At 68.8% G+C, this 12800-nt stretch carries 12 protein-coding genes; 6 read left to right on the top strand and 6 right to left on the bottom strand.

The window, feature by feature from the left end:
• Nucleotides 1-179: 179 nt before the first annotated feature.
• The 3 genes from recG to mobA all read left to right on the top strand — a co-directional run bounded on the left by recG (nt 180) and on the right by mobA (nt 3464).
• On the top strand, nt 180-2264 hold the full coding sequence (recG, locus tag LGR54_RS24800; protein WP_230364636.1) for an ATP-dependent DNA helicase RecG: 2085 nt from the start codon (nt 180-182) through the stop codon (nt 2262-2264).
• Nucleotides 2265-2445: 181 nt separating this feature from the next.
• Entirely contained in the window at nt 2446-2841 is a 396-nt protein-coding gene (locus LGR54_RS24795) for a YbaN family protein (protein WP_230364635.1), read from the top strand.
• Nucleotides 2838-3464, top strand: coding sequence for a molybdenum cofactor guanylyltransferase MobA (mobA, locus tag LGR54_RS24790; RefSeq protein WP_230364634.1), 627 nt, complete (start codon nt 2838-2840; stop codon nt 3462-3464). The genes LGR54_RS24795 and mobA overlap by 4 nt, the downstream gene beginning before the upstream one ends.
• A gap of 24 nt (nt 3465-3488) precedes the next feature.
• Here mobA and mobB read toward each other — a convergent pair whose 3' ends face one another.
• Nucleotides 3489-4010, bottom strand: a complete 522-nt coding sequence (gene mobB / locus LGR54_RS24785; RefSeq protein WP_230364633.1) for a molybdopterin-guanine dinucleotide biosynthesis protein B — start codon at nt 4008-4010, stop codon at nt 3489-3491.
• Between the two features lie 102 nt (nt 4011-4112).
• Between mobB and LGR54_RS24780 the strand changes: the two genes are divergently transcribed.
• Nucleotides 4113-4403, top strand: coding sequence for a sulfurtransferase TusA family protein (locus LGR54_RS24780; protein WP_370638278.1), 291 nt, complete (start codon nt 4113-4115; stop codon nt 4401-4403).
• 3 nt (nt 4404-4406) lie between these two features.
• On the opposite strand, the gene LGR54_RS24775 is transcribed toward LGR54_RS24780, so the two are convergent.
• The 3 genes from LGR54_RS24775 to LGR54_RS24765 form a co-directional block, all read right to left on the bottom strand.
• On the bottom strand, nt 4407-4700 hold the full coding sequence (locus tag LGR54_RS24775) for a DUF2218 domain-containing protein (RefSeq protein ID WP_230364632.1): 294 nt from the start codon (nt 4698-4700) through the stop codon (nt 4407-4409).
• A 153-nt stretch (nt 4701-4853) separates the two neighbouring features.
• Nucleotides 4854-5783, bottom strand: a complete 930-nt coding sequence (locus LGR54_RS24770; protein WP_230364631.1) for a cyclase family protein — start codon at nt 5781-5783, stop codon at nt 4854-4856.
• 163 nt (nt 5784-5946) lie between these two features.
• Nucleotides 5947-7380: a S1C family serine protease gene (locus LGR54_RS24765; protein ID WP_230364630.1), complete on the bottom strand. Its 1434-nt coding sequence runs from the start codon at nt 7378-7380 to the stop codon at nt 5947-5949.
• A gap of 220 nt (nt 7381-7600) precedes the next feature.
• Here LGR54_RS24765 and rcsF point away from each other — a divergent pair, with 220 nt between their 5' ends.
• On the top strand, nt 7601-7948 hold the full coding sequence (gene rcsF / locus LGR54_RS24760; protein WP_230364629.1) for an Rcs stress response system protein RcsF: 348 nt from the start codon (nt 7601-7603) through the stop codon (nt 7946-7948).
• A 132-nt stretch (nt 7949-8080) separates the two neighbouring features.
• On the opposite strand, the gene LGR54_RS24755 is transcribed toward rcsF, so the two are convergent.
• Together LGR54_RS24755 and LGR54_RS24750 are read right to left on the bottom strand one after the other, a co-directional pair.
• Nucleotides 8081-9691 (bottom strand): Hint domain-containing protein, encoded by a 1611-nt coding sequence (locus tag LGR54_RS24755; RefSeq protein ID WP_230364628.1) that lies wholly within the window; start codon nt 9689-9691, stop codon nt 8081-8083.
• A 296-nt stretch (nt 9692-9987) separates the two neighbouring features.
• Nucleotides 9988-10971 carry an AraC family transcriptional regulator gene (locus LGR54_RS24750; RefSeq protein ID WP_230364627.1) on the bottom strand — a complete coding sequence of 328 codons (984 nt, stop codon included), beginning with the start codon at nt 10969-10971 and terminating at the stop codon, nt 9988-9990.
• A gap of 469 nt (nt 10972-11440) precedes the next feature.
• Between LGR54_RS24750 and LGR54_RS24745 the strand changes: the two genes are divergently transcribed.
• Nucleotides 11441-12550, top strand: coding sequence for an alginate lyase family protein (locus LGR54_RS24745; protein ID WP_230364626.1), 1110 nt, complete (start codon nt 11441-11443; stop codon nt 12548-12550).
• Nucleotides 12551-12800 lie beyond the last annotated feature (250 nt).

Below are 12800 nucleotides of genomic sequence, written 5' to 3'. Positions count from 1 at the left end.
AACGTTCCGGAGAGCGCCGAGACGCAGACGCATCGGCAAGGACCGGACATCCCAACCGCCTTGCGCGATAAGCTCGGTACGGTGGACGACACGCCGCCGTGGCCACTGTCCACCGGAACACCCCTGCCCTCGCCCTCGCCCGATTGCACCCGCCCCGCCCTTCCTCCACATTCCGCGCCATGCTTCGTCCCGACGCCCTCAATCCCTATTTCGCCGCCCTCACCGATCTTCCGGGCATCGGGCCGAAGCTCGCCCGCCCGTTCGGCCGGCTGCTCGGCAAGCCGGAGGGCGCGCGGGTGCTCGACCTGCTCCTGCACCTGCCCGCCTCCACCCTCGACCGCCGTGCCCGGCCGACCGTCGCCCAGCTAGTGCCGGGCGAGATCGGCACCGTGCGGGTGCATGTCGACCGCCATGTCCCGACGCCGCCCGGCTCGCGCGCGCCCTACCGCGTCTACACTCATGACGAGACCGGCGATCTGGCGCTGATCTTCTTCGCCGCCGACCGTCGGCGCATGGAGCACATGCTGCCGGTGGGCGAGGCTCGCTGGGTGTCCGGCACCGTGCAGCTCTATGACGGCATCCCGCAGATCGTGCACCCCGACCGCGTGCTGGACGATGAGGGCCTCGCCCGCCTGCCGCCCGTCGAGCCGGTCTACCCGCTGGTCGAGGGCCTCGGGCAGGGCCATATCCGCCGCGCCATCGCCGGCGCCCTGCAGAAGACCGGCCCGCTGCCCGACTGGGGCTGCCTTCCCGAAGGGCCGGAATTCCACGCCGCCCTCACCCGCCTCCACCAGCCGCAGGACCTTGCCGACGCCACTCCCGGCGGCCTCGCCTGGCGCCGCCTCGCCTATGACGAGTTGCTCGCCGGCCAGCTCGCGCTCGCGCTGGTGCGCGCCCGCACCGTGCGCAAGACCGGGCGGCCGGTGGTCGGCACCGGCGCTTTGACCACGAAGATCCTGGGCGCCCTGCCCTTCTCGCTCACCGGCTCGCAGGACGCCGCGCTCACCGCCATCCGCGCCGACCTCGCCTCGAACAACCGCATGCTGCGCTTGCTGCAGGGCGATGTCGGCTCCGGCAAGACGGTGGTGGCGCTGCTCGCCGCCGCCACCGTCATCGAGGCCGGCCATCAGGCGGCGATCATGGCGCCGACCGAAATCCTCGCCCGCCAGCATCTGAAAACCATCGCCCCGCTCGCCGAGGCCGCCGGCATCCGCGTCGCCGTCCTCACCGGGCGCGAGAAGGGCAAATCCCGCGGGGCTCTCCTCGACGCCCTGATGCAGGGCGAGATCGACCTCGTCATCGGTACCCACGCGCTGTTCCAGGAGGGCGTCGGCTTCCGCGACCTCGCCCTCGCGGTGGTCGACGAGCAGCACCGCTTCGGCGTGCACCAGCGGCTGGCGCTCGCCGCCAAGGGCGAGGCGGTCGACGTGCTGGTGATGACCGCCACCCCGATCCCGCGCACGCTGGTGCTCACCTATTTCGGCGACATGGATTCCTCCGAGCTGCGCGAGAAGCCGAAGGGCCGCAAGCCGATCGACACCCGCATGGTGGCGATGGACCGGCTCGACGAGGTGATCGCCCGCCTCGCCCACGCGCTCGAGGAGGGCCGCCGCGTCTACTGGATCTGCCCGCTGGTGGAGGAATCCGAGACCTCCGACCTCGCCGCCGCGCAGGAGCGCTTCGAGGATCTGCGCCAGCATTTCGGCGCCGCCGTCGGCCTGGTGCATGGCAAGATGAAGGGCGCGGAGAAGGATGCCGCCATGGGCGCCTTCGCCCGAGGCGAGACGCGCATCCTCGTCGCCACCACCGTGGTCGAGGTCGGCGTCGACGTGCCCGAGGCCAGCATCATCGTCATCGAGCACGCCGAACGCTTCGGCCTCGCCCAATTGCACCAGCTGCGCGGACGCGTCGGGCGCGGCGACGTCGCCTCGATCTGCCTTCTGGTCTATCGCCGCCCGCTCGGCGAGGTGGCGCGCGCGCGGCTGGAGGCGCTGCGCCAGTCCGACGATGGTTTCTATCTCGCCGAGAAGGATCTCGAGCTGCGTGGCGAAGGCGACCTGCTCGGCACCCGCCAGAGCGGCCTGCCCGGCTTCCGCGTCGCCCGGCTGGAAGTGCATGGCGACCTGCTGGAGCGCGCCCGCGCGGAGGCCCGTGCGCTGGTCGCCGAGGATCCCGATCTCGTCGGCGAACGTGGCCGCGCCCTGCGACTGCTGCTGCACATTTTCGAGCGCGACGTCGCCGTCAGGCTGCTTGAGGCCGGATAAGCCGCTATGCTGCTCTCGCGAACAAACGGCACGGTTCTGGAAAATCGTCGGCCCGCTCGCCATCAACGCCGCCCGTCGACCGATGGGAAGCACGGATCGGCGGGCCAAGGCAGGACGTGAATCCGCCCATGAATGCGTTCATCGATGCCTCCATCAGTGCGTCCGTCAGCGTAGCCGCCGCATGAGCGAGAAGAACCGCGCCCTCTCCGCCGCCGCCGCGCCCGTGCGCTGGCTGCTGTTCGTGCTCGCCTGGGTCTGTGTCGGCCTCGGCATTGCCGGCATCGTGCTGCCGGTCCTGCCCGGCACGCCCTTCCTCATCCTCGCTGCCTGGCTGTTCACCCGCTCCTCGCCGCGCTTCGAGCGCTGGCTGCTGGCCCATCCCAAGCTCGGCCCGGCGGTGGTGGCCTGGCGCGCGCGAGGCGTGGTGCCGCGCTGGGCGCAGTTCTTCGCCACCGGCTCGATGGCGGCGAGCTTCGCGCTTCTCACCTTCACCGCCATCCCGACGCTGGTACTGGCCGGCATCGGCGCGACGATGCTGGCCGTCGCCGCCTATCTGCTGACGAGGCCGGCAGCATGAGCGGCGAAAGCACGAGCGGCGCGCGCATTCTCGGCGTCATCCTCGCCGGTGGCCTGTCGCGTCGCATGGGCGGCGGCGACAAGGCGCTGCAGCAAATCGCCGGCCGCCGCCTCATCGACCGGGTGATCGAGCGGCTGGCGCCGCAGGTCGACGCGCTGGTGCTCAACGCCAATGGCGATCCCGCCCGCTTCGGCGTCGACCTGCCGGTGGTGGCGGACCCGCTGCCGGATTTTCCCGGCCCGCTCGCCGGCCTGCTCGCCGGCATGGAACATACCGCCGCGCACCATCCCTCGGCCCGCTACATCCTCACCGTCTCCGCCGATTGCCCGCTGCTGCCGCGCGACCTCGCCGCCCGGCTGCTGGCGGAAAAGCACGCGGCCCCCGCCGCCATCGCCGCCTCCGGCGGGCGCGACCATCCGGTGATCGGCCTGTGGGACATCGCGCTGGCGCCGTTGCTGCGGCGCATGCTGGTGGACGAGGGCGAGCGCCGCGTGCGCGCCTTCACCGTCCGCGCCGGGGCCGTCACCGTCGACTGGCCGGCCGAGCCCTACGACCCGTTCCTCAACATCAACACGCCGGACGATCTTGCAGCCGCCGAACGCCTCATCGCCCTGGCAGGCTGAATCTCCGTGACAGGCCGGGCGGCTTCAGCGCGTGCGCCAGTCCACCAGTGTCACCGCCGCCGCATGCGCCTCGACGAAATCGGCGATGGCCTCGGCGTCGTCGAGGTCGATCACCGGCAGCGGCGCCTCCGGCAGCGGCCGGTCCGAGGCGATGGCGGCGATGAACGGGTCGTCCGGGTGCAGGAACGGCTTGCCCACCTCGGCGCGGTGGATCTCGATCTTCGGGTGGCGGTCGCGCTTGAAGCCCTCCACCAGCACGAGGTCGACCGGCGCCAGATGCGCGATCAGCTCCGGCAGCTCCGGCTCCGGCGCCCCGCGCAGTTCATGCATCAGCGCCCAGCGCACGGCGGAGGCGACCAGCACCTCGCTCGCCCCCACCACGCGATGGGTGTGCGAATCCTTGCCCGGCGTGTCGACGTCGAACTCGTGATGGGCGTGCTTGATGGTGGAGACCTTCAGCCCGCGCCTGACCAGCACCGGGATCAGCCGCGCGAGCAGCGTGGTCTTGCCCGCCCCGCTCCAGCCGGCGAAACCCATCACGCGCATCACGTCCTCCCTTTCCCGGCCTCGAGGCTTGCTTATGTGTAGCTTGCTTATGTCTTGCCGGGTTCGCGCCCTCGCCTTAAGCGAGGCGCAGGAGACACCTAGATGCCCGTCGACGCCGATCCCGGCAAGCCCACCGCACCGACACCGGATGCCGAAACGCCCGGCGCCGGGGAAATGACGCGGCTCGACCTCAAGGGCCTGAAATGCCCGCTGCCGGCGCTGCACACCCGCCGGGCGCTGGAGCGTGCCGCTTCGGGCGCGCGCTTCGAGGTGGTCTGCACCGACCCGATGGCGGTGATCGACATTCCCCATCTCGTCGGCCAGCTCGGCGACATCCTGGAAGCGAGTGAGCGGCGCGCGGCCGAGCTCCTCTTCCGCATCCGCAAGGCGTGAAGCTCAGCCTTCGTCGCGCCAATCGAAGGGCAGCGGCGCCTCGCGGAAGGCGAAGCGGTCGAGATGGTTGGCGACCACGCCCTTCATCCGTTCCAGCGTCGGCGCGTCGACCGCCTCCAGCCGCACGCCGAGCCCGGTTGCGTCAGCACGCAGCGTGGTGATGGTGTTCTCCGGCAACACGATCCGCCCGTCCTCGGGGGTGAAGCTGACCTCGAACTTGTGCGCCCAATGCTTGCACAGCTGCTGGAGATAGCGGCTGGCATGGGCGGTCGGCACGGTGGCGAAACTGGCGGGCATGATGCGAGGCTCACGGCTGGGTCGAATACCTCTCTCTAATACGCCGATTTTCGACCAGCCACTGGCAAGGCCGCTCCTCACCGCACCGTGACCTTCCTCGCCCCCGCCACGGGGCGGGCGGGCACGCCGCCAGCCCCTCGCCGTCCGGCCGGCTCACGGCGTCGGCCGGAACACGCCGTCGGCGCCGCGCTTCAAGGGAGCCGTCTGCGTCGGCAGCGGCGCGCCGGGCGCGTCGAGCACCGAGACGCCCTCCTTCCAGTCCGCCGGCGCGATGGCGATGTAGCGGGCATAGCCGCCCGAGCCGCCGAGCAGCTTGGCGAAGCCGATGGTCACCAGCGCTCCGGCTTCCGGCACCTTGTCGAGATTGGCGACGCCCTCCGCCTGGGCGAAGTTGTTGTGCATCAGCCAGTGCTCGCCTTCCAGCGTCGGCGTGGTGTCGGTGTCGAGCGGCTCGTGGCCGTGGAACAGGATCTTCCGCTCGAGGTGCAGGAACTTCAGCGCCGCGAGGCTGACACCCGGGAACGGTGCCTTGCCGAAGCGCTCTTTGTCCGCCCACTTCTTGTACCAGTCGGAGCGCACGAACACGACGGCCCCCTCCGGGATGCGGCCATGCGCCTTCTCCCATGCCTCGATATCCGCCACCTGGAGGTGGTAGCCCTCGTCCTTGGCGACCTTGCCGGAAATGTCGATCACCGCCAGTGGCCGGATGGCGAAGCTCGCCGGCAGGTCGGAAATGGTGGCGCCCTTCGGATTCCAGTGCGAGGGCGGGTCGAGCTGGGTGCCGTACTGGTCGGTGGTCAGCTCATAGGCCGAGGCGACGAAGCCGTGCTTCTCATAGGTGAACTCCTCGCCCTTCTTCACATAGCCCTCGATGTCCCGCCCAGCCACCGCCGGCTTGAACACCGCATTGCCGAAGCCCGGCCACACCGGCTGCACCGGCTCGAAAGCATGGGTGAGATCAATATATTTGGCGCCCTTGAGCGACTGCTCATAGAGCTTCCACAGTGGCGGCTCCTCGGCGCGGGCGATGCCGCCCGCCAGCACCGCCAGCGCGGCGAGTGCCGCCGTCGTCATGCGCATCATGTCCAGCCTCCAGCGCGTCACCTAAGGTAAGACGGCAAGCCTCCGGCCTTTCGCAGCCGTGCACAAGCCGGTGCGAGGAGACATTCGTTCCGTGTTCGCGCCCGAGAACGGAAGCCACACGCGTCGCCCGCCGTCGGGGCCGGAAGCAGCGGCCGGGCGCGGCCTATTTTTCGCATATGATCTGCGCGGTGAACGTCGCCCCGGTCTCGGCGATGTCCTCGGCCTTCATCTCGCTCGCCTCGCCGCGCACGCTCACCGGCACGCCGGCGGCGCGCAGAAAGGTCAGCGCCGCGCCATTGCCCAGCGCGAAGTTCACGTTCTGCGGCACCGTGCCGGCGACCTTGATCACGTTGAGGTCGCTCAGCTTCGCCGTCGCCACCCCGACGACCCTGCCGGTATTGTCGAGCAGTGGCCCGCCGGAATTGCCCGGCTGCGTCGGCGCGGTGAACTGGAGATAGCGTGTATCGCCGTCGATCCCCGACAGGCTGCTCACCATGCCGGCGGTGACGTTGAGCGCGCTGTTGAGATAATCCGAGAGCGGATAGCCCAGCATCATAACCGACGAGCCCAACCGGACCGGCTCCTCGCGAAAGCTGGCGACCGCCTTGGGCGTCGCGCCGGATACCCGGATCACCGCGAGATCGTTCGCGCCGTCCTTCTGCACCAGCTGCGCCGGCCCATAGGGGCGCACGGTAATGCTGCGACAATCGCCGGCCACATGCGCGTTGGTCAGCATCAACCCGTCGCCGCTGACGAAGAAGCCGCTGCCCGAGGCGATATTCTCCGCGCGTTTGGCGTCGGCCCTGGGCGATGGAAGGGCGGCAGCCGGCGGAGCGGCCGCCACCGCCGTTCCGGGGTCGAGCGAGGCATCCCAGACGGAAGCCGACAATTTGCTGCCATCCGAGACGAACGCGTCCATGGGGATCTTGCCGCCGCGCTTCAGCGTGGCGTTGACGGCGGCAGCCTCGCCGGCGGCGATCGGTCCCAGCACGATCGCGTAACGCCCGTTGGTGGCGCGGGCGACGAACACCCGCGGGAAATCGGGCCGGAACGCCCGCCCCACCGGAATGGCGGCGTCGAGATCCTCGCGGCTCGCCAGCACGAGGAAGGCGATCGGCCCTGCCGGCCGCTCCGCCCCCTCGCCGCCGGCGAGGCGATAGAGCGTGGCGACGCGGCCTTCCAGACGCTTGGCCACCGCCTCGTTCAGCCCCTCGACATAGGGGCCGAGCAGGAAGGCTCTGCCGCTCCCCGGGCCGTAGAGCCGCTCATGCGCGACTCCCATGGCGACGATCTGCGAACCGCAACGCGAAATCGCGTCGGGGATCAGGTTCGGCACCTGCCGGGCGAAGACCGCGTCGACGAACCGGTAGTCGTCGCCGACCTCGCGCGCGATGCAGTCGCTGGCGGCACGGGCGAAGGGCACGAACGCCGCCCGCTTCTGCTTCTCGCTCATGGCGGGAAGCGCCCCCGGACGGCTGCCGGACACGCCGCCGAAACGGTCGAGACGCTCGCGATAGGCATCGCCCTCTTTGGCATGCGCCGCAGCGACCACGCCCGGCAGCGACAGGACCGCGATCAGCAAGAGACACAGCTTCATGGAAGCCCCCCGGAATACCTTCAGCCTAGGGGTGCACCGCCTCGCCGACAAGCGCCTCGACGCCGTCCCGCCCGGTGCGCCGGCCGGACCCACGCGAACCGGCACGCGGCGCCGTCGCACCCGCCCCACCGCTTCCCGCAGCGCACCACGAAAACTTCCGCAAATCCAATGGATATTACCCGATAACTGTGATTACCTAGAGTAAATAGGGGGGTATGCCATGCGTATCATCGGCATCTGCTTTATCGCCGTGCTTTTAACGGGTTGCACAACCACGGACTCTTCCGGTCCTCAATCGGTGGCCTCGAGCCCGGTGACGGTCCACATGTCGCCGAGCTACAAGGTTCCGGCGAACGCCCAGTCGCTCGGCCGGTTCACTGGCCTCTCCTGCCAGAAGACCGCCCTGGACTCGCCGCCGACCGAACCGATGGCCCTGCAATCCCTCGGCAGTCTTGCCGGCGAGCAAGGCGCCAACATCGTCGCCAATGTCTCCGTCGACCAGGCCGCCAGCATCCCCAGTTGCCGGAGGAGCATCACCGCGACCGGCACCGCCTATCGCGTGCCCTAGCGGCGGGCGGCAGACGGTGCCCCACCCTCGCGCGGCGCCTCCAGCCTCCGGCCTAGCTCTCGAACCGACAGGCGAAGACGGGCGAGACCCGCGTGACGCGCACGCAGGGTCCCGCCCGCCTCATCGACCAGTTCAGGCGACGCGGGCGACCGGCTTCGCCGGGCTCTTCTGCCAGTAGCGCAGCGAACCGCTGTCCACGGTCAGGGTCAGCGTCACCGGGCCGTTCAGCCCGGTGAACAGCGAGGCCGGCAGTTCGGCCTGTGCCGAGGTCCAGCGCCGCTCACCGCTCTGGTGGCGGTGCAGCGCGTGGAAGCCGGACAGCTCCGGCGCGTCGAGCGCGACCACGCGCTCCGAGCGGGCATCGCGCAGCTCAATGCCGGTGACGCCCACGCCGACCACGTCCAGGCTACGGGTCGCGTTGTCGAGGCCGTCACGCAGCGTCACGGTGCGGGAGAGCAGCCGCACGCCTTCGGCGGGTACCGCCGGCAGGGTGAAGTGGAAACGCCCGTCGGCGATTTCCGGCCGGATCTCGGCGCCGTCGCACAGGATGCGCAGCCGGCTGTCGGCCTGCCGCACGAAGCCGCTCAGGCTCTCAGCCTTGGCGAACAGGCGGCGGCGCAGCTTGTTCAGACGCGGGCCGGTGCGCAGCACCTCGAAGCCGCAGGCGGCGCGAGCCTGCCGCACCACTTCGCGGCGCTCTTCCTGGAAGCTCGGGCGCAGCTGGGTGACAACCCGGTTTTCGCCCTCGAACATCGCGCGGTTGCCGGTGTCGAGATAGGACTCCGTCGGCGCGCCCTCGGCGAGGATGACGTCGAAGCGGTCGAGTTCGACGTGGAAATACTGGATCGTCTCCATCGAGAAGTCCTGCACGATGGTCTTGCCGTTCACCAGCAGCACCGCCGGCACCAGCGCGCCGTCGAGATACATGTGGTGCTGGGGCGACACCACCAGCTCGCGCAGCGGCAGACCGTTGCCGAGCGCGCCCTTGCGAATGCGGATCGGCATCGCCTCGACGCGCTTGGCCTCGGGAATGGCGCGGACGCGCAGGGTGCGGCGGCCCAGCCACTTCACGGCGACGCTGCGACCATCATGGGTGAGGACGAGATCGCCTGCCTTGAGGTTCTCGACCGCGACCTCGCCGTCCGGCGTGGCGATCCGGGTGCCGATGAGGAAGCAGGCATAGCCGACGGTGCCGGTCGAGGGATCGAAGATGAAATCGGCGGCATTGACGTTGCCGGAGACGGTGACGGACGACAGGACCTGCGTGTACCACACGCTCTGCACGTTCACCGCCTGGATGGTGATGGTGCCGTCGCCATTGTCGATGGTGCGGAATTCCGTGATGTTGCTGTCGCTGAACTTCAGCACGTCGCCGGCATTGAAGCCCTCGATCTTGAGGTTGACCACGCCGCCGGGCAGCTTCACCGTGCCGTCGCCGGTGCCGGTGAAGACGATGGTCTGGCCGCTGATGCCGCCGCCGCCGGAATGCTGGGCGGAGAAGTCCAGTGTAGAGGAACCATCGACCTCGAAGGTTACATTGGAGGCATTCGTCCACCCGGTATTGGTAAAGGTGGCGCCATCGGTGACCTTGATCACCGAATTCGAGCCGGCATCGAGGAAGTTCGTCGATACGCTCGCGCCATCGGCCACCAGCGTCGAGCCGGTTCCAAGGAAGATATTTCCGTAGGTGGAGTTCGTCGTGACGTTCGTCGTTGCGCCACTGGCTACGTATAGGTCGGCCATTTCCTCACCCGTCTGTCTGGGACTCATCAAGCTCCGTTTTCTTAGGAGCCGAGGGGCGAGGTCGCCGTCCAGATAGCGAAGAAACACATACAAAATGCGCAGAGACTAATTATAAAATGAAATTATTTCCGTCTGATTAACATCCCAACCGCCGATGGCGCCTGGCCCGGACCCGTGCCGGTCACGACTTCGTCAGATGGCGTGGGGGAGTTCAGGGATGGATTCGCAGGCCGATGCCCGCGCAAGCGCGCCGGGTTCACGCCTCAGGCCAGCCCGGCAATCCGCGACAGCAGCGGCTAGGGTGCCGGCGGCACAACCTGGTGCGGCGAATAGCCGAACAGGGCGCGGAACTCGGCGGCGAAGCGGCCGAGATTGCTGAAATGCAGCGCCAGCGCCGCGTCCGTCACGTTGCGATACTGGCCGGAGCGCAACCGCGCCTCCGCCATCTCCAGCCGCAGCTTCTTCGCCATCGCCATCGGCGTGGTGTCGAGATGGCTGCGGAAGGCCAGCTGGAGCTGGCGCGGGCTGCAACCGGCGGCGGCGGCGATGGCCTCGAGCGCCAGCGGCTGCTCCAGATTGGCGTGGATGTAATCGAGCGCCCGTCGCAGATGCTGCGGCTGTCCACCCTCGCCCGCGCGCCGCAGCAGTTCGCTCAGCGAATGCGGCACGTGCAGCAGCAGCAGGCTGGTCATGACGTCCTGATATTGTCGCACCAGCAGGTCGCGCACCAGCGGCGACGTCGCCTCCGGCAGGGAGCCGACATCCTCGATCGCCCGTTGCGCCATGTGGCGCAGGCCATAGCCCGGATGCTGGTCGGACAGCAGGCGCGGATCGAAGCTGGGCTCCTGCGCCGACAGGTGGAAATGCCGGCCCAGCACGTCGGTGACGAGATCGGGCGGAAAGCTGAGGAACAGCGTCGTCGAGCCGAAACCGCGCCAGACGAGGCTACCCGGGCGATAGGGCGTGACCAGCATCTCGTTCTCGGCCATCACCATGCGCTGGTCGCCGGGCGGCTCCAGCATCAGGCCGTTCGCCAGGGTGAAGCCGACCACCGCCAGCGCCGGGGGCGCCACGCCGGGCTGATGGTCGGTGCGCGACCAGCCATTATAGCCGCGCTCGGTCTCGACGAGGCGGATCGCGCCCACCGGCAGCACCAGTCGGGTCATGCTCACCGGCTGCCCCTCGACCGGCTCGATATGCCGAACCTCCCAGGGGAACATTTCCTCGAGGGCGTTGCGGACCGGCTTGAGGCCGGTGATCCGCTCCATGTCGGCCGTCATGCCCGCTCCCCGCCACATGGCCCCGCCGCGAGGGTGCGGCCCGGCCACGACCAGGCAACCGGCCGCCGGGGAACTCGTCCCGCGGGCACCGGATCGCTCGTCGCGCGGCTCAGGCACAGAAGGTGCATCGTCGGCACCGATCCCTCTTTCGGTTTTCGGAGCAGAGCCTTGATGGCCCCAGGGCGCAGCACCATGGCGAGAACGAGCGGTCCGCCCGCACGGGTCGCGGCAGCAACGCCGATGCTCGGCAGGGAAGGCCGGGCGCTCGCTTTCTGCTCCGACGGTAGCGGAATGGCAACTCCTCCCCTCGACACCCCCGGCGAATCTCCGACCACGAAACGGTGATCGTCGACGTCTCCACCCCTGCGGCGCGACCGAAAGTCCTGCGGCACGGCCTGTTGATTTCTGTTCGGCTCGGATAGCCTGACGGTAAAATTTGCTTCGATCGCCCCGCGCACGGAACCCTACGGTGCTCACGCAAGCCCCCGCATTGATCGATCTCAAGCTCGCGCTCGTCACGGCGGCCGACGAGGCGCTGACGCGCGGGCCCTATTCGGTGATCGACAAGCAGACCCTGCCGCCCAGCGGCGACGTGCACGACTACTTCCATCCGGCGCCGTATTTCTGGCCGAACCCCGATACGCGTGACGGCCTGCCCTACGTCATGCGCGACGGCATGCGGGTGCCGGGCACGGTGATGTACGAGCCGGAAAGCGAGCGCTACGACCGCACCCGCCTGCAGCGGGTGTTCGACGATACGCGAGTGCTGTGCCTTGCCTGTCGGGAGACCGGCGAACGCCGCTATCTCGACCACGCGCGAGCGATACTCGTCCGGTTCTTCGTCGACCCCGCCACCCGCATGACCCGGCATCTCAAATATGCCCAGGTGCGGGCGGGCCACAACCAGAACATGGGCTCCGCGACGGGGCTCATCGAGATGAAGGATCTGTATTTCTATCTGAAGGCGACGCAGACGCTCATCCGGTCGGGCCTGCTGACCTCGCGCGAGATTCAGGAATTTCGCAGCTGGCTGACCTCGTATCTGAACTGGCTGCTGAAGTCGAAGCAGGGCGTCGCCGAATGCCAGGCGCGCAACAATCACGGCATCTATTACGATCTTCAGGTTTCGGCCATCGCGATCGCCATCGGCGATTTCGCGGCGCTCAAGACCACTCTGTTACGGGCGGTGGCGCGGATGCCGCAGCATTTCGCGCCCGACGGATCGCAGCCGCACGAACTGGCGCGCGAAACCTCGCAGCATTATTGCTGCTTCAACCTGCAGGGCTGGATCCACATCGCCGAGATCGCCAAGGGGTACGGGCTGGATCTCTGGGAATACCAGGCGCCGAACGGAGCGAACCTGCGGAACGCGGCGCGATGGCTGATCGACCTTGCCGACAAGGAGTGGCCGTACCGGCAGATCGACGAATTCGACCATGATCGCTATGTGCCGATCTGGTACGCCGCCGTCGAGAACGGCACCGACCTCGCCCCCCTCGCCGTCCATCCCGAAAAGAACACCGCCAAGCCGCTGTTCCACCCGCATGACGGCATCAAGCCGTTCTGGCAGCTGCCATAGGCCGCTTCCGCGGCTCCTCCGCGCATCGATGCCGCCCGGTCCCTCATAGGCCCCGCGCGGCCCTCTCCATGCCGAACCTACCGCTCCGCGTCATTGACGAACGGCGGCGTCAGGCGTGATCGGCAGGCAAGGAACCCCACGCCCCCATCCGTGGCGACAACAGGCGTCGCGTGGGCGGGCGGCGCACGCACGACATGGCCGGCTCCATCGAGTGATGGGCGGATTGATGCCGTGAGAACAACAAGAGAAA

The organism is Ancylobacter sp. Lp-2, assembly GCF_020523795.1.
Classification (GTDB): Bacteria; Pseudomonadota; Alphaproteobacteria; order Rhizobiales; family Xanthobacteraceae; genus Ancylobacter.
The sequence above is the reverse complement of the archived record's forward strand: the minus strand, read 5'-3'. Positions and strand labels throughout refer to the sequence as shown.